The organism is Lentzea sp. NEAU-D7 (genome assembly GCF_026242055.1).
Lineage (GTDB): Bacteria > Actinomycetota > Actinomycetes > Mycobacteriales > Pseudonocardiaceae > Lentzea.
Map to the genome: position 1 here is coordinate 185365 of NZ_JAPJDL010000016.1, position 16018 is coordinate 201382.

Annotated in this window: 16 protein-coding genes; 13 read left to right on the forward strand and 3 right to left on the reverse strand. The window is 70.1% G+C overall.

Going from position 1 to position 16018, the window contains the following annotated elements; translation table 11 throughout:
* Window positions 1-4 precede the first annotated feature (4 nt).
* A complete protein-coding gene (locus tag ORI60_RS29340; RefSeq protein ID WP_266041229.1) occupies window positions 5-799 on the reverse strand; it encodes an HAD-IB family hydrolase in 795 nt (264 codons plus the stop codon).
* A 449-nt stretch (window positions 800-1248) separates the two neighbouring features.
* On the opposite strand from ORI60_RS29340, the gene ssd reads away from it, so the two are divergent.
* The 8 genes from ssd to ORI60_RS29380 all read left to right on the forward strand — a co-directional run bounded on the left by ssd (window position 1249) and on the right by ORI60_RS29380 (window position 7158).
* A complete protein-coding gene (gene ssd, locus ORI60_RS29345) occupies window positions 1249-2283 on the forward strand; it encodes a septum site-determining protein Ssd (protein ID WP_266041230.1) in 1035 nt (344 codons plus the stop codon).
* Window positions 2284-3039: 756 nt separating this feature from the next.
* Complete coding sequence (locus ORI60_RS29350) at window positions 3040-4149, forward strand: TadA family conjugal transfer-associated ATPase (protein WP_266041231.1); 1110 nt, start codon at window positions 3040-3042, stop codon at window positions 4147-4149.
* Window positions 4143-4913: a type II secretion system F family protein gene (locus ORI60_RS29355; protein WP_266041232.1), complete on the forward strand. Its 771-nt coding sequence runs from the start codon at window positions 4143-4145 to the stop codon at window positions 4911-4913. The genes ORI60_RS29350 and ORI60_RS29355 overlap by 7 nt, the downstream gene beginning before the upstream one ends.
* Window positions 4910-5437: a type II secretion system F family protein gene (locus ORI60_RS29360; RefSeq protein ID WP_266041233.1), complete on the forward strand. Its 528-nt coding sequence runs from the start codon at window positions 4910-4912 to the stop codon at window positions 5435-5437. The genes ORI60_RS29355 and ORI60_RS29360 overlap by 4 nt, the downstream gene beginning before the upstream one ends.
* A 9-nt stretch (window positions 5438-5446) precedes the next feature.
* On the forward strand, window positions 5447-5608 hold the full coding sequence (locus ORI60_RS29365) for a DUF4244 domain-containing protein (RefSeq protein WP_266041234.1): 162 nt from the start codon (window positions 5447-5449) through the stop codon (window positions 5606-5608).
* 10 nt (window positions 5609-5618) lie between these two features.
* A complete protein-coding gene (locus ORI60_RS29370; RefSeq protein WP_266041235.1) occupies window positions 5619-5918 on the forward strand; it encodes a TadE family type IV pilus minor pilin in 300 nt (99 codons plus the stop codon).
* Entirely contained in the window at window positions 5915-6340 is a 426-nt protein-coding gene (locus tag ORI60_RS29375) for an Rv3654c family TadE-like protein (protein WP_266041236.1), read from the forward strand. The genes ORI60_RS29370 and ORI60_RS29375 overlap by 4 nt, the downstream gene beginning before the upstream one ends.
* A 197-nt stretch (window positions 6341-6537) precedes the next feature.
* Complete coding sequence (locus ORI60_RS29380; RefSeq protein ID WP_266041237.1) at window positions 6538-7158, forward strand: bifunctional DNA primase/polymerase; 621 nt, start codon at window positions 6538-6540, stop codon at window positions 7156-7158.
* A gap of 565 nt (window positions 7159-7723) precedes the next feature.
* Here the strand turns inward: ORI60_RS29380 and ORI60_RS29385 are convergent.
* Together ORI60_RS29385 and ORI60_RS29390 are read right to left on the reverse strand one after the other, a co-directional pair.
* Window positions 7724-8497: an aminoglycoside adenylyltransferase domain-containing protein gene (locus tag ORI60_RS29385; RefSeq protein ID WP_266041238.1), complete on the reverse strand. Its 774-nt coding sequence runs from the start codon at window positions 8495-8497 to the stop codon at window positions 7724-7726.
* A gap of 145 nt (window positions 8498-8642) precedes the next feature.
* A complete protein-coding gene (locus tag ORI60_RS29390) occupies window positions 8643-10940 on the reverse strand; it encodes a DEAD/DEAH box helicase (protein ID WP_266041239.1) in 2298 nt (765 codons plus the stop codon).
* Window positions 10941-11156: 216 nt separating this feature from the next.
* Between ORI60_RS29390 and ORI60_RS29395 the strand changes: the two genes are divergently transcribed.
* The 5 genes from ORI60_RS29395 (at window position 11157) to ORI60_RS29415 (ending at window position 15923) form a co-directional block, all read left to right on the forward strand.
* On the forward strand, window positions 11157-13466 hold the full coding sequence (locus ORI60_RS29395) for a sodium-translocating pyrophosphatase (protein ID WP_266041240.1): 2310 nt from the start codon (window positions 11157-11159) through the stop codon (window positions 13464-13466).
* A 63-nt stretch (window positions 13467-13529) separates the two neighbouring features.
* A complete protein-coding gene (locus tag ORI60_RS29400; protein WP_266041241.1) occupies window positions 13530-14102 on the forward strand; it encodes a hypothetical protein in 573 nt (190 codons plus the stop codon).
* Between the two features lie 29 nt (window positions 14103-14131).
* Complete coding sequence (locus ORI60_RS29405; RefSeq protein WP_266041242.1) at window positions 14132-14683, forward strand: hypothetical protein; 552 nt, start codon at window positions 14132-14134, stop codon at window positions 14681-14683.
* Window positions 14684-14750: 67 nt separating this feature from the next.
* Window positions 14751-15302, forward strand: coding sequence for a hypothetical protein (locus tag ORI60_RS29410; protein WP_266041243.1), 552 nt, complete (start codon window positions 14751-14753; stop codon window positions 15300-15302).
* Window positions 15303-15350: 48 nt separating this feature from the next.
* Window positions 15351-15923, forward strand: coding sequence for a hypothetical protein (locus ORI60_RS29415; protein ID WP_266041244.1), 573 nt, complete (start codon window positions 15351-15353; stop codon window positions 15921-15923).
* Window positions 15924-16018 lie beyond the last annotated feature (95 nt).

Here is a 16018-nt window from a genome sequence, read left to right on the forward strand (position 1 = left end):
GACTTCAGTCGCGGGAGCGCTTGCGGCGCAGGCCGTACCAGGCCGCTCCGGCCGCCGCGACCGCGCCGATGCCGATGGCCGTGACCGCGACCGCCCTGCCCGAGGGGGTGGGGATGCGGGAGCGCAGGCTCACCGGGTCGACGAACTGCTGCACCGGCCAGTCCTTCTCGACGGCGATGCGGCGCAGGCCCCGGTCGGGGTTGACGACCGTCGGGTGGCCGACGACCTCCAGCATCGGCAGGTCCGTGACGCTGTCCGAGTACGCGTAGCTCTTCGTCAGGTCGTAGCCGTGCTCGGCGGCCAGCTGCTTGATCGCGACCGCCTTGTTGTCGGAGGCGCAGTAGAAGTCGACGGCGCCGGTGTAGCGGCCCTCGTGGACCACCATCCGCGTGCCGACGCTGTAGTCCGCCCCGATCATCTGGGCGATGGGGGCGACCAGTTCCTCGCCGGACGCGCTCACGATGACGACGTCGTGGCCTTCCGCCTTGTGGTCGGCGATCAACTGCGTCGCTTCTTTGTAGACGAGCGGATCGACGATGTCGTGCAGCGTCTCGTTGACGATGCCGCGGATCTGCTCCACGTCCCAGCCGGCGGCGAGCGCGGTGATGTGCGCGCGCATGCGGTCCATTTGATCCGCGTCCGCGCCGGCGAGCATGAACACGAATTGCGCATATGCGCTCTTCAGCACCGCACGGCGGTTGATCAGACCTTCCTGGAAGAAGGGCCGGCTGAACGCCAGCGTGCTCGACTTCGCGATCACGGTCTTGTCGAGGTCGAAGAAGGCGGCGATCCGGCTCATGTGGCTCAGCTTAGGTGTACTCGTCAGTAGGCCGTTCGGGCGGCATTTCGTTCGTGTACGAAATCCTTGTGCTGCACGGTTACCGAAACTTGGCCCTCAGCTGTTGCGGAAGTTGCGCGCAGCACTGGCGCATGGGGATACAGTAGGAGAGTCCGGTTCGACGGACGGGTTCAGTCCGACCCCCCGGGACTGAACCATTGACGACCCCCGTCCCTCCCCCCTGGCGGGGGTCGTCCCATATCCGCACCCCGTTTCCGCGTGAGTGCGACTGGACCTCTGCCGCTCCTGTCCGAGCGCCGTGTGCCCAACCCTCCAGAGTCGCACGCGGGTCCGACAGTCCTGGCCCGGCAAGGCGCCCGAGATTGCGACTTGTCCACAGCCGCCGTGTTGTCCACAGATGGATCTTCACCCGGTTGTGTCGTTCATCACGACCGGCCACGGTCGAACCCATGACCCACCCCATCGCCCTGCTCACGGACCAGGACCTCCTCGACGAGGTACTCCGCGTGGCCGCTGCGGCCGACTGCCCGCTCTCCTGCGCCCCCGACGTCACGTCGTTGCGCTCGCAGTGGCACACCGCCCCCTTGGTCCTGCTCGACCCCGCCGCCGTCTCCGCCTGCCTGGACGCGGGCTTCCCCCGCCGCACCGGTGTCCTCGTGGTCCACGGAGGCGATCCGCCGTGGGCCCCGGCCGTGGCCCTGGGAGCCGACGGCGTCCTGGAGCTGCCGGTGGAGGGCCGCTCCCTGGTGACGGCGCTGACCGACCTGGGCGAGGGCCCGCCCTCGGACCGGGGCCGCGTGGTGTCGTTCATCGGCGGCAGGGGAGGCGCGGGAGCCTCGACCCTCGCCATAGCCTGCGGCCGCGAGGCGGTGGCCCTGGGCGGCGAGGCGATGCTCGTCGACTGCGACCCCCTCGGCGGCGGCATAGACCTGGCCCTGGGCACCGAATCCGACCAGGGCGCCCGCTGGCCGGGCGTGCACGCCACCGGCGGCAGGGTCCCGATGTCGGCCCTGCGAGCCGCCCTGCCGGCGACGGGCAACCTGAGCGTCCTGGCCTGCGACAGGTCGGCCCCCGACCCGGAACCGGCAGCGGTGGCGGCAGTCCTGGACGCGGGCCGCAGAGCGGGCTGCACGGTGGTCTGCGACCTCCCGCGCTTCCCCACGGCCGCGGCCTCGGCCGCCCTGGACCGCACAGACCTGACGGTCCTCGTCGTCCCGGCCGAAGTCCGCGCCACCGCCGCCGCCAGCCGAGTGGCCACCACCCTCCTGACCCACGGCCGCAACCTCCGCCTGGTGGTGCGAGGCCCGTCCCCGGGCAACCTCCAGCCGGCCGAGATGGCCGACGTGATCGGCGTCCCCCTCCTGACCTCGATGCGCCCGGAACCGGGCCTGGCCGAGGTGCTGGAACGGGGCCGCTTCCCCCGCAACCCCAAGGGCCCGCTCGCCACCACGGCCCGCGTGGTGCTGAAGGAACTCCGCCCGTGACCGCTCCGAACGTCGCGCTGGTCGTCGCCCCAGATGCTGCGGTGGCCGATGAGGCCGAGTACTTCGCGCTTGTCTCGGCAGATGCCGAGATCGCGTCGACGGACTCGGTCGGATGCGGGTGCATTCCGGTTCTGCGTGGGGACGAGTCGAAGGTCCCGCACCCGCGTCCTCCCGGTCACTTCCTTGCAGCAGGGGAGTTTCCGGCTCCGACCAACGCACCACCGCGCCCATCCCCCTGAGACGCAGCGCCTCTGCGTCACGGCTCGCTGTCGCGCCGCAGTTTCCACTCCACGTTCCTGTCCCTGCGGGACGCGCCGCTTCTGCGCCACGGTCTGCAGCCGTCGCGTAGCTCCCGTTCCACGCTGCTGTCCGTGCTGGACACACCGCTTCCGCGTCGCAGCCTCCGCCACTCGCACTTTTCTTGTCCCTGCGGGGGCGCATGGCCACTACGGCGCTCTGCGCCGCCACGCCCTCCGCCAGGCGGCCTCGCCGGGTGACCGTCCCTTCCAGCTGATCCCGACCCTCGGCCCGCCGAATCCGTTGCCATCGAAGGAGTTCCAGCCGTGACCCTGCTCCGCCTCCTAGGCCGGATGCTGCGCAACCTCGTCGTCTACGGCCGCCTCTACCCACCCCGCTACATCTTCAAGGAGGAGCCGAAGTGAACCGCTTCCTCATCTGGTGCCAGGAAACCTGGCTCCGCCTCACCGGCCGCGAGATCATCTACGGCCGCCACGCCCGCCGCCCGGAGGCGGCGACATGACCTCCGCCCTCATCGACCGGGTCCGCCACCGCCTCGCTGGCGCCGACATGGAGATGACCGCGGCCGTCGTGGCCCACGCGGTCCGCTCCGAGGCCGGCGGTGTCCTGGCCGACTCGGACGTCCTCGAAGCACTCCAGGTGCTCCGCCAGGAGTTCAGCGGCGCCGGGCCCCTCGACCCGCTGCTCGACGATCCCGGCACCACCGACGTGCTCGTCACCGCGCCGGACCAGGTGTGGGTCGACGGCACGACGGGGCTGCGCCGGACCGGCATCACCTTTCCCGACGAGGACTCCGTGCGGCGCCTCGCCCAGCGTCTGGCGGTGGCGGCGGGCCGGCGGCTCGACGACGCCTCGCCGTGCGTCGACGGGTGGTTGCCGGGCAGCGGGGTCCGGCTGCACGCGGTGCTGCCGCCCATCGCGGACCGCACTTGCCTGTCGCTGCGCGTCCTCAGGCCCGCGACGCACGACCTGCCCGCCTTGCAGGCACTCGGCACGTTCGACGCGGAGGTCGCGGCGGCGTTGCGGACGGTCGTCCTGCGGCGCCTGGCGTTCCTGGTGATCGGGGGGACCGGGTCGGGCAAGACGTCGTTGTTGTCGGCGCTGCTGGGGTGTGTGCCGCAGGCGGAACGCATCGTGTGCGTCGAGGACGCGGGTGAGCTGAGTCCCGACCACCCGCAGTTCGTGCGGCTCACCGCGCGGCCGGCGAACGTCGAGGGAGCGGGTGAGGTCACCACCCGGCAACTGGTGCGGGAGGCCCTGCGGATGCGGCCCGACCGGATCGTGGTCGGGGAGGTGCGCGGTGCCGAGGTCAGGGAGTTGCTGACCTCGCTCAACACCGGGCACGAAGGGGGCGCCGGGACGTTGCACGCCAACTCTCCGGCGGAGGTGCCCGCGCGGCTCGAAGCCCTGGGTGCGCTGGGCGGGCTGTCGCCCGAAGCGTTGCGCAGCCAGGTCGCGGCGGCGGTCCGGGTAGTGCTGCACATGCGCCGGGACGGCAACCGCAGGTACCTCAACGAGATCGGGGTGTTCGAGCGGAAACCGGAACTCGCCGTCCGTCCGGTCTGGACGCGCGGAAGCGGGTGGCTGGCTAAGGAGCTGCTGTGCTGAGCCTCCTTCTGCTGGCGACGGCGCTGATCGTCTGGCCGCAGCTCAGGTCGGTCCGAAGGCTCAGGCCGCGCGGCAAGAGGGAGGTCGTCGTGCCGCCGTACGTCTGGCTGGCGGCCGCGGCGACGGTCACCTACCTCGTGGCGGGCATTGGCGGACTGGTCGCCGGAGCGGTGCTGGCGGTGACCGGCCGGCGAATCCTCAAGCAGCGCAGGCAGAACAAGGCGCTCCGGCAGGCCGCGGAGGCGTTGAGCAACGGCCTGGGCGGCGTGGTCGACGAGCTGCGGGCCGGTGCGCACCCCGCCCAGGCGGCCGAGAACGCGGCGGAGGACACGCCGGCTCCGGCGAGGGAGGTGCTGAAAGCGGCGGCGGCCGCGTCGAGGCTGGGTGGTGACGTGGAGCGGACGTTGCGCGAGATGAAGCAGCCGTTGCTGGGCAATGCCGTGGACCAGCTGGCGAAGGCGTGGCACGTGTCGGCGAAGCATGGTGTGGCGCTGGCGGACGTTCTCGACGCGACCAGGCGCGACCTCGACCAACGGGCGGCGTTCGCGCGGCAGGTGCACGCGCGGATGGCCGGGCCGCGGGCCAGCGCGATGGTGCTGGCGGTGCTTCCGGTGGTGGGCGTGCTGCTGGGCGAGCTCAGCGGTGCCAGACCGTTCCACGTCCTCACGAGCACGACCGCGGGGCAGTTCCTGCTGGCACTGGGCGCGGTGCTCGGGGCGGCAGGGGTGTGGTGGACGCAGCGGATCACCGAGGTGAAGCCGTGACGTTCCTCCTGCTCGCGCTGGCAGTCCTGCTGGCACCGGCGCCACGGCGATCGATTGATCGGTTGAAGCCCAGGGCTCACGACCCGCCGCACGACGCGACGAAGCCGGGTGGTCCGTTCGAACGGGCTGCGGCCTTGGATTTGCTGGCCGCGTGTCTGAAAGCCGGGTTGCCGGTGCCCACGGCGATCCAGGCGGTCGAGATGGAGGAACTGAGCCAGGTCGCCGAGTTGCTCAGGCTCGGCGCTGATCCGGTCACGGCGTGGGCGTCCGCGCTCGGCCGGCCCGCCACGGCGCAGCTCGCCAGGGCCGCGCGGCGGACCGCTCGTTCCGGTGCGGCACTGGCCCGGCAGACCGCCGAGCTCGCCGAGCGGACCAGGGCCGAGGCACGTGACGACGCCGAGGCCAAGGCGCAGCAGGCCGCCGTCGCGGTGGCGGCACCGCTCGCACTGTGTTTCCTCCCGGCGTTCCTGTGCCTCGGCGTCGCGCCGGTGGTGCTGGGGCTGGCCGGCCAATTCCTCAACTAGGAGAAGCAGATGGAACTGCTGAACGACGACAGCGGCATGAGCACGGTGGAGTACGCGATCGGGACGCTGGCGGCGGCCGCGTTCGGAGGTCTGCTGTACGTGCTGCTCACCAGCGACTTCGTGCGGAAGCTGATGGAGGGACTGATACAGAGTGCGCTGTCTTCGGTCTGACGACCGGGGCATGGTCACGGTCGAGGCGGCGATCGCCGTGTCCGCGTTGCTGGTGGCCATGTGGCTGGGCGCGAACGGGCTGACAGCGGTCACCGAGCAGATGCGGTGCACCGACGCGGCGAGAGAGGCGGCGCGGCTCACCGCGCGGGGCGAACGGCAGCGCGGCGAGGAAGCGGCCGGGCGGATCGTGGGCGATGCCAACGTTGTGATCGGCACCGAAGGCGACGCGATCGAGGTCGTGGTCAGCAAACGCGGACCGTTGGGCCTGCCGCTCAGCGCGCGGGCGTTCGCCGTGCCGGAGCCGCGGTGAACGGCGAGCGGTCCGGCCGCGAGCGGGGTTCGGCTGCGGTGAGCGGCGTGGTGGCGATGTTGTCGCTGATCATCGTCGTGGTGGCCGGTGCGCGGGTCGGTTCGGCGGTCGTCGCCCGGCACCGGGTGACCGGTGCTGCCGATCTGGCGGCGCTCGCGGCGGCCGCTCGTCTCGTCGACGGCGACAAAAGTGCTTGTGAGCAGGCAAAACGCGTGGCTTCGGAAAACCGGGCCGAGCTGACGAGCTGCGCGGTGAACGGATGGGAGGTGGTGATCGAGGTGTCCGCGGTTACGCCGTTCGGCCCGGCGAGCGCACGGGCAAGGGCAGGTCCGGCCGAAGATCGAGCCGTTTGGAGCACGACGAGCGGTCGGCTCACAGCGGTGAGCGGACTCACACTGCCGCCGGGACATGCTGAACGGTGATCGAACCAAACGCGCGGAGTTCAGTTGCCCGGTCCGGCAAAGGACGTTCGCCGTCCCGTAGCTACCAGTTGTCGCGCGGGGGTTACGGAGGCCGGTGCCGGTGTCGTTAGTTGTAGTGGCGGCACCGACGCGGTGTCCCTACGAACACCGACACCTTGCCGATGTCGAGTCAGAACCTAGGAAGAAGGCGACGGAAGATGGATTGGTCGGATAGCTGGCGCGGGGCCTTCCGCATCGAACTGCGTGCCGAGGCCGTGAGCCTCGCGTACCGCGGTTGGCCCGTGCTGCCAGGCACCTATCCGGCCGGTACGGAGGACGGCGTCACGAAGTGGGCGGGCCGCAGCGGCCTCGAGCTCCACGGCCCGATCCCCGTGCACCGCGACTGGGTGGACCGCGTCGGGACCAGTCCCGACCAGGTCGCCACGTGGTGGGCGGGCCGCTCGTACAGCCTCCTCGTCGCCACCGGCCACGTCGTGGACGCGATCGAGGTCGGCACCGACCTCGGCCGCCGCGCGGCCGTCGCACTGCGGTCGATCGGCGTCCCCGTGCCGATCGCCGCGACCCCGTCCGGCCGCTGGATGTTCCTCGTGAAGTCCGGCTCGACGCTCAACACCGAGCTGGCCAACAACCCGGACGTGCACCTCTACGGCAAGGGCGAGTACATCCCGCTGCCGCCCACCACGATGGCGCACGGTGTCGTGCACTGGCGGGTCAAGCCGCAGGTCTGCGGCTGGAACCTGCCGGACGCTCACGTCGTGCAGGACGCGCTCGTCGAGGCCGTGCACGCCCCGGCGCGCTACCAGCTCGAAGCCGTCTGACACACAACTGAATGCGAAGCCCGGCCGTGCTGGGTGTCGTCGTGGACTCTCCCCGACAACCCCGAAGGCGATGCCCTGCGCGGCCGTTCCACCAAGCCCGATCCGATGATCGGCCTCCGCACCCCGCACGTCGGGGGCCGGCAGAGGAACGGGCGAAAAGCCGAACACGCACCCCGAAGGACAGCCTCCCGCACCAGTGACCGGACCGAGGAACGTTAGTGGCAGAGCACCAGCTCTGCCGCGGTCGGTGAAGCCGGCTCCTCCCCGGAGTTCGTCAGAAGACAGTCGACACCGTCGCCTCCCGCGTGTCCTGTCGAGACGAACGAACCAGATTCCACCGATGTTCCAAGGGATCCGGTCACGAAGCGGTAGCAGGCGGGAACACAGTGTTCGGCACGTGGAGAGCGCGGCGGGGGTACCCGTGAGCCCCCGCCGCGCCTCAGCGTCCTCGGGCCGACTCTGTTCGCACTACGCGCTCACCGGGTCGGACGCGTTGTCATCTGGGGGGCGACCCCCAGACCCCCGCAGGCTCGGGCGCTAGGCGCCCTCACGGAAAGTGGTAGATCTAGAGCTGGAGAGTTTCCGCGTAGGAAGCGAAGGCCAAGGTCTCCTCCATGGATCCGGGCCGCGGAACCGCGTCGGCGTCCCAGCCGAGGTCCCGGTCCTGCAAGACCTGCTCGATCAGCGGGTGCCACCGCTGATCGAGCATTTTCTTCGCCCACAGCAAGGCGCCGCGCTTGGACTCCACCTCTCCCGTGTGGATGGTGTAGAGCGTGCGGCAGTAGGCCGAGACGATGTAGCGCTGCGACCACGCGTTGCCCATCGGCGCCCACTCGCGAATGCCGTCGAGCACGTGCGGCAGCTCGGCCCGCATCGACGAGCGCAACACCGAAGCCGGTACCTCGTCGACGAGCGAGGTGATCGGCGGGCCGTCCAGCACGATGCCGTGGTGGCGCAGGATCCAGCGGGCGTGCGGATTGTTGCAGTGCAGGTCCCACTCCAAGGTCCGCGTGCCGTGATCGTTGAACAGCCACGGCACCCCGAGCCCCGCCACCGAGCGCAGTGACTCCACGTCGGCGTACGAACCCTCGATCTCCGTCGACCAGTGGCCGGGACGGGTCGGGATCTCGGCGTGCAGGGCGCGCAGCCCGGCTTCGCGGGCGCCGGACGGCAGTTCGGTGCAGGCGACGATGAAGTCGCAGTCGCTGTGGATGTCGCCGGCACCCAGGGCGAACGAGCCCTGCACGTACGTGCCGACGTAGGTGGGGCCGAGGATCTCGCGCACGGACGTGACGAGGTCGGCGAGGAGTGCGTTCAGATCAGCAAAAGGGGTGAACAAGGCAGACTCCCATGAACCCGTGACCAGGTAGGACGGGCGCGGCGGAGCATCGGACCCGGCCGCGCCTAGGCGCGACGGGTCCGGTCAGTGGCGTTGCAGCTGCATGCGTTCACAGCGCCACGGTAGCCAAGGAACGGTCACCCGGTCAGGCGATTTTGCCCAGCACCACGTCCAGCACGAGGACCGCGCCGGCCTTGTCCAGCGGGTCGTTGCCGTTGCCGCACTTGGGTGACTGCACGCACGACGGGCAGCCCATCGGGCACCCGCAGGCACTGATCGCGGCCCGGGTCGCCGACAGCCAGGCCCGCAGCGCCGAGTGACCTCGGTCAGCGAAGCCCGCCCCGCCGGGATGGCCGTCGTGCACGAACACCGTCGGCATCCCCGTGTCCGGGTGCGCGGCCGTCGACACGCCGCCGATGTCCCACCTGTCGCACGTCGCGAACAGCGGCAGCAGGCCGATCGCCGCGTGCTCGGCGGCGTGCAGGGCACCGGGGACGCGCTTCGCCTCCACACCGGCGTCGAACAGCAGCGACTCGTCGACGGTGTACCAGACGGCGCGGGTCCGCAGCGACTGTTCCGGCAGGTCGAGCGGGATCTGGTCGAGCACCACGCCGGACGGCAGCCGGCGCAGGTAGCCGACGACCTGGGTCGTCACCTCCACCTCGCCCAGGCAGACCGACACCCCGCCGAAGTCGGTGCGTTCGACCTCGCGCACGACCGTGATGTCGACGCAGTCGCGCGGCTGCGTCGTCCACTCCGGGTCTTCGCGGTGCACCATCGCGAGACCGCTGTCCAGGTCGAGCTCGTCGACGACGTACGCCCGCCCCTGGTGCAGGTACACGGCGCCGGGATGCACCTGCCAGCAGGCCGATCCCGGGTCGACCGTGCCGAGCATCCGGCCCGAGTCCGACTCCACGACGGCCACCTGGTCGCCGCCGGAACCGCGGATGTCCACCCCGGCGTGCGGCCGGTCGTGCGACGCCCAGTACCACCCGGCAGGCCGCTTGCGCAGCAGTTTCTCCGCCACCAGATCGGCGAGCACCTCCTCCGCGAGAGGTCCGCCGAAGTCGTCCAGGCAGGCCGGTGTCAACGGCATCTCGGAGGCCGCGCACGCCAGCTGCGGGCCCAGCACGTACGGGTTCAGCGGGTCCAGCACCGTCGCCTCGACCGGTCTGTCCAGCACCGCGGCCGGGTTGTGCACCAGGTACGTGTCCAACGGGTCGTCGCGCGCCACGAACACCACCAGGGCGCTGTCGCCCGACCTGCCCGCACGGCCCGCCTGCTGCCAGAACGACGCCAGGGTGCCGGGGAAACCGGCGACCACCACCGCGTCCAGCCCGGCGATGTCGACGCCGAGCTCCAGCGCGTTCGTGGTCGCGACGCCGAGCAGGTCGCCCGTGGACAGCGCCTTCTCGAGCGCCCGCCGCTCCTCCGGCAGGAACCCGCCCCGGTACGCGGCCACGCGGGGAGGCAACTCATCGTCCACTTCGGACAGAATCCGCTGGGTGCCCAGCGCCGTCAGCTCGGCACCGCGGCGCGAGCGCACGAAGGCGAGCGACCGTGCGCCCTCGACGACGAGATCGGCAAGGATGCGCGACGTCTCCGCGCCCGCCGAGCGCCGGACGGGCGCGCCGTTCTCACCCTCCAGAGAGGTCAGTGGCGGCTCCCACAACGCGACGGTGCGCGACGCGCGCGGAGAGAAGTCGTCCACAACAGCGGAAACCGGGACGCCCAGCAATCGCTGCGCGGACCCGGAAGGATCAGCCACAGTGGCCGATGCCAAAACGAAGATCGGATCCGCGCCGTATTTCCGCGCGACCCTCCTCAGTCGCCGCATCAACAACGCCACGTGCGAACCGAAAACGCCTCGGTAGGAATGGCACTCGTCGATCACCACGTACTTCAGCCGGCGGAAGAACCGCAGCCATTTCGGGTGCTGCGGAAGGATTCCGCGGTGCAGCATGTCCGGGTTGGTGAAGACCCAGTTCGCGTGCGCCTTGACCCAGTCGCGTTCGGCCATCGGGGTGTCACCGTCGTAGGCCGACGCGCGCACGCCCTTGATCCCCAGCTCCTCGAGCGAACGGAGCTGGTCCGCCCCAAGGGCTTTGGTCGGGGACAGGTACAGCGCGGTGGCCTTCGTGTCCGCCAAAAGAGTGGAAAGCACGGGCAACTGGTAGGCAAGTGACTTGCCCGACGCCGTGCCCGTCGCGAGGACCACGTGCTGCCCCGACCACGCCAGCTCGGCGGCCTCGGCCTGGTGCCGCCACGGCTCGCGCACACCGGTCCCGACGAACGCCTCGACGACCGCCGGGGCCGTCCACGCAGGCCACTGCACGTGATCTGCCTGCCGCAACGGCAGATCGCGCGCGTGCGTGAGGGGTGACTCCCCGGCGGGCACACCCGCCAGCACGCGGTCCAGCAACCGGCGTCCCTGATCCACCACGGGATCGAGCTTCGCATACACCACCGACAGTCCCGGCCGGGCCGTACTCGACTTCCTGCGCAGATAACGGTGTGTGCACGGATCGGGACGTTTCGTTGCCTCGTTGCAACCAACCCCTAGACTCCCCGCTCATCGCATCCAATGAGGGATGCGTCACGTCGCGCTGGGCGGCTGGTCTGCCTTGGCGCTGCACATGGCAACTCACCAGGAGGACGGATGTCCCGGCATTTCCTCGCGGAGGGCCTCGAGCTCTCCGGGGGTGATCGCGGCGTCGTAGCCGTGGTCGCCGTGGTCGCCCTGGCTGCTCTCGCCGTCGGGTACGTGCTGCTCAAGGAGGTGCTGGCCGCGGGCCAGGGCACCCCCAAGATGCAGGACATCGCCAAGGCGGTTCAGGAGGGCGCAGCGGCCTACCTCAACCGGCAGTTCCGGACGCTCGGCATTTTTGTCGTGATCGTTTTCGTACTGCTGTTCGCGCTACCGGCGGATGATTTGGCCGAGCGAATCGGCCGATCATTGTTCTTCCTCGTCGGTGCCGCGTTCTCGGCGACCATCGGCTACCTGGGCATGTGGTTGTCCACGCGCGCCAACGTGCGTGTCGCCGCCGCCGCGAACGAAGAAGGCGGTCGCGAAAAGGCGACGCGCATCGCGTTCCGCACCGGTGGCGTCGTCGGCATGACCACCGTCGGTCTCGGTCTCTTCGGTGCGGCGCTCGTCGTGCTCGTCTACGCCGGCCAGGCCCCGAAGGTCCTGGAGGGCTTCGGTTTCGGTGCCGCGCTGCTCGCGATGTTCATGCGCGTCGGTGGTGGCATCTTCACCAAGGCCGCGGACGTCGGCGCCGACCTCGTCGGCAAGGTCGAGCAGGGCATCCCCGAGGACGACCCCCGCAACGCCGCCACCATCGCGGACAACGTGGGCGACAACGTCGGTGACTGCGCCGGCATGGCCGCGGACCTCTTCGAGTCCTACGCCGTGACGCTCGTCGCGTCGCTGATCCTCGGCACCGCCGCGTTCGGCGTGCAGGGCCTGCTGTTCCCGCTGATCGTTCCCGCGATCGGCGTGCTGACCGCGGTCATCGGCGTGTACACGACCAAGGCGAAGGCGGGCGAGAACGGCCTCACGGCCATCAACCGCGCCTTCTACATCTCCGCGGTCATCTCCGCGGTGCTGTGCACCATCGCGGCGTTCTCGTACCTGCCGAGCTCCTTCGCGGACCTCAACGGCATCAGCGACGCGGTCAAGTCCACGAGCGGCAACCCGGCGCTGATCGCGTCCGTCGCGGTGATCATCGGCATCGTGCTGGCCGGCGTCATCCTGTGGCTGACCGGCTACTACACCGGCACCGAGCACAAGCCGGTCAAGGAGGTCGGCCAGACCTCGCTGACCGGTGCGGCCACGGTGATCCTGTCCGGCATCTCGGTCGGTTTCGAGTCGGCCGTCTACACCGCGCTCGTCATCGGTGCCGCCGTGTACGGCGCGTTCCTGCTCTCCGGTTCCGTCGTCGTCGCGCTGTTCGCGATCGCGCTCGCCGGTTGTGGTCTGCTCACGACCGTCGGCGTCATCGTCGCGATGGACACCTTCGGCCCGGTCTCCGACAACGCGCAGGGCATCGCCGAGATGTCCGGCGACGTGCACGGCGAGGGCGCGCAGATCCTCACCGAGCTCGACGCGGTCGGCAACACCACCAAGGCCATCACCAAGGGCATCGCGATCGCGACGGCCGTGCTCGCCGCGACGGCGCTGTTCGGCTCCTACAAGGACGCGATCGACCAGGCCGTGGCCAAGGTCGGCAACCTCGCGGGTGATCTGCCGATCTCGTTCACCAACGTGGTGTTCAGCCCGAACGTCCTCGTCGGCGTCACCATCGGTGCGGCCGTCGTCTTCATGTTCTCGGGCCTCGCGGTCAACGCCGTGACGCGCGCCGCCGGTGCCATCGTGTTCGAGGTGCGCCGCCAGTTCCGCGAGAACCCGGGCATCATGGACTACTCGGTGAAGCCCGAGTACGGCAAGGTCGTCGACATCTGCACCAGGGACTCGCTGCGCGAGCTGGCGACTCCGGGCCTGATGGCCGTGCTCGCCCCGGTCGCCGTCGGCTTCGGCCTCGGCGTCGGCCCGCTGGCCGGGTACCTCGCCGGTGCGATCGCGACCGGCACGCTCATGGCGGTCTTCCTGGCCAACTCCGGTGGTGCCTGGGACAACGCCAAGAAGCTGGTCGAGGACGGCAACCACGGCGGCAAGGGCTCCGACGCCCACGCCGCGACGGTCATCGGCGACACCGTCGGCGACCCGTTCAAGGACACCGCCGGTCCGGCCATCAACCCGCTGATCAAGGTCATGAACCTGGTCTCGGTGCTGATCGCGCCCGCCATCGTCACCTTCACCATCGGTGACAACGCGTCCGACCCGATCCGGATCGCGATCGCCGTGGTGGCGACCCTGATCATCGTCGGCGCGGTGGTCGTGTCGAAGCGCCGCGGCACCTCGATCGCGGACTCGCCCGCGGAGTCCGTCAGCAACGGCGCCGCGTAGATCCACCTCCGGTCGGGGTACGTTCGGGTATCCCCCGACGTACCCCGACCGAGGAGTTCCGACATGAGGCGCAGCCTCGTCGCCACTGCCGCTGTTGCCGCCCTTGCGCTGGCCGGGTGCACCACCGGCGGCAACTCCGGCACTTCCACGACACCCACCAGCGGCGCGGTCAACCCCCAGGCCGTCGCCTACATGGACAAGGTGTGCGGTGCGGCATCCGAGTTCGCCAAGATCGAGAAGACGGCCCCCAAGCTCGACGCCGGTGACTCCGCCAAGCTCAAGGCCGAGATGGCCGCGTACATGGGCCAGCTCGCCGACGCCTTCACCAAGTCGGCCGAGGGCCTGAAGAACGTCGGCCCGTCGCCCGTCGCGGGCGGTGAGGAGGCCGTCACCAAGATGGCCGAGACGTTCACCTCGCTCGGCGCCGTGTTCGCCGACGCCAAGACGAAGGTCGAGCAGGCCGACGCCAACAACGCCACCGGAGGCCTCCAGGCCGCCGGAGAGGCCATCGCCAAGCTCTCCGAGCTCGCCGACCCGCTGCGCGACCTCAAAGACGTCCCCGAGCTGCAGAAGGCCACGCAGTCGGCGCAGAAGTGCCAGGAGATGCAGCGCCTCAACGTCACGCCGACGAGTTGAGCGGCGCCGTTCGGAGTAACTTCCGGCTCATGCGTCGCACACTCACCGCAGTCATGACCAGCTGCCTGCTCGCGGTCACCGCGTGCACCGGCGGAGGTTCGTCGACGCCCACCGCCAGCGAGGCGGACGTCGTGGCGTGGATGGACAAGGTCTGCGGTGCCGTCGACGGCACCGTGAAGACCATGGCCGACGAACCGCCGATCGACATGAGCGACCCGTCGAAGCTCAAGACGGGTCTCTCGGACTGGCTCGGGTCCAAGGTGTCCGCGGTCGACAGGTCGATCGCGGACCTCAAGGGCCTGGAGGACGGCCCGCACCCGAAGTCGAAGGAGCTGGCCGCCGCCGCGCAGGACGGCATGGGTCAGATCAAGACCCTGCTCGCCGACACCAAGTCGAAGCTGGACTCGTCGGCGGACTCGACCCAGGTCGTCACCGCCTTCACCGAGATGGTCGCGAAGGCCGGTGAGCTGGAGAAGGCGGGCGCCGGCGTGCAGAAGAAGTTCGACGAGACCGGCCTCGCGGGAGCGGCGGGGAAGGCTTCGAACTGCAAGGGCCTGCAGGCGTCTCCTCCTCCTTCCTGACCAGCGTGAACACAGCCGGTCGGATCGCTCGAACGGGTGTTTTCCGGCGTCCGGGAAGATAGGACGGATGAGGACACGTCTGCTCGCTGTGCTGACCGGTGCCGTCGTGCTGTCCGCGTGCGGTTCGGAGGCGGACAAGCCGATCACCGACGCGCAGCGGCAGTGGGTGGACGCGTTCTGCGGCGGTGTCCTCCCGGGCCTGGAAGCGGGCCTTGAGCTGCGCAAACAGGACCCGGCGGACTTCGCCGCGGTCAAGACGGCCTACCTCGGGCTGCTGACGTCCAACGCCACCGCGTTCGCCGGCGCGGAGAAGAAGCTGAAGGAGCTCGGCCCGCCCGAGGACGACCTCGAGAACGTGCACGAACAGCTGGTCAAGTTCGTCGCGGAGTCCGCGAAGTCGTACGGCGACGCGCAGGCCCCGGTGCGGGCGCTCGAACCGAACGCGCAGTTCCTGGAGGGCGCGGAGAAGGCGCTGGCCGGCACCAACGTCGTGACCAGCCCGGAAGATCTCCGCGCGACCTTCCAGGAGCTGCAGAAGCGGCCGAAGTATTCCGACGCGCTGGGCAAGTCGCAACCGTGCGCGGAGATCAGGTCGAAGGGCCAGGTGGTCGGGCAGTAACAGTTGTCCCACTGGTCACACTCGAACGTCTGTTCTACCCTGTGGGCCGTGGTTGGGCAGCTGTCCTTCTTCTCGGCCGAGGCGCGCACGCCGGCCAAGGCGGACCTCGCCGGCTTCCTCTGCGGGCCGGGGCAGGCCGTCAGCTTCGCGCGCGGTACGGCCGCCCGCGTGTACACCGAGCTGCGCGACGAGTGGCGGCTGCGCCCCCTCAAGCAGGCCTGCGCCGAGCGCGGCGTCACCACCGAGCTGTGCGTCAACGGGGAGGGCACCCACTTCGTCCGCACGCCGTTCCGCACCGACCTCACCCCTCTGGCCGCCCGCTGGCTGGACGGAACCGTCAAGACCGTGCCGCCGGACTTCGAGCTGAACGGAGCAGTGCTGCGCGTCTGGGCGCTCGCCGCGGGCAGCTGGATGGAGTCCGCTTATCTGCTCGGTTTGGACCCCAACGCACCGCAGACACACGCACCGTTGCAAAATGCGCTGCTCGCATCCGGACTTCCGTGCACCCTTGTAGGGGCTCCGGCGTTGCGGGTAACCGGCCGACGGAGGCTGGCGCGGCTCGCTGAACTGGTCGGAAGCCCTCCGCAGGGAGTGGCGATGAGCACCTGGCCGGCGGCCTGAGCGGGCCGTCCGGCATGGTTGTGTCACTCTGTCTCGTCGTACGGGCGTCGCGGAGACATGACGGATGGTGTGCTTTTCGGCCGACGCTGGGCAAC

What these genes read in the sequence shown, in the direction of transcription:
- ORI60_RS29340 (WP_266041229.1), bottom strand. Translation starts at nt 799, where the DNA reads ATGAGCCGGATCGCCGCCTTCTTCGACCTCGACAAGACCGTGATCGCG.
- ssd (WP_266041230.1), top strand. Translation starts at nt 1,249, where the DNA reads ATGACCCACCCCATCGCCCTGCTCACGGACCAGGACCTCCTCGACGAG.
- ORI60_RS29350 (WP_266041231.1), top strand. Translation starts at nt 3,040, where the DNA reads ATGACCTCCGCCCTCATCGACCGGGTCCGCCACCGCCTCGCTGGCGCC.
- ORI60_RS29365 (WP_266041234.1), top strand. Translation starts at nt 5,447, where the DNA reads ATGGAACTGCTGAACGACGACAGCGGCATGAGCACGGTGGAGTACGCG.
- ORI60_RS29370 (WP_266041235.1), top strand. Translation starts at nt 5,619, where the DNA reads ATGGTCACGGTCGAGGCGGCGATCGCCGTGTCCGCGTTGCTGGTGGCC.
- ORI60_RS29380 (WP_266041237.1), top strand. Translation starts at nt 6,538, where the DNA reads ATGGATTGGTCGGATAGCTGGCGCGGGGCCTTCCGCATCGAACTGCGT.
- ORI60_RS29395 (WP_266041240.1), top strand. Translation starts at nt 11,157, where the DNA reads ATGTCCCGGCATTTCCTCGCGGAGGGCCTCGAGCTCTCCGGGGGTGAT.
- ORI60_RS29400 (WP_266041241.1), top strand. Translation starts at nt 13,530, where the DNA reads ATGAGGCGCAGCCTCGTCGCCACTGCCGCTGTTGCCGCCCTTGCGCTG.
- ORI60_RS29405 (WP_266041242.1), top strand. Translation starts at nt 14,132, where the DNA reads ATGCGTCGCACACTCACCGCAGTCATGACCAGCTGCCTGCTCGCGGTC.
- ORI60_RS29410 (WP_266041243.1), top strand. Translation starts at nt 14,751, where the DNA reads ATGAGGACACGTCTGCTCGCTGTGCTGACCGGTGCCGTCGTGCTGTCC.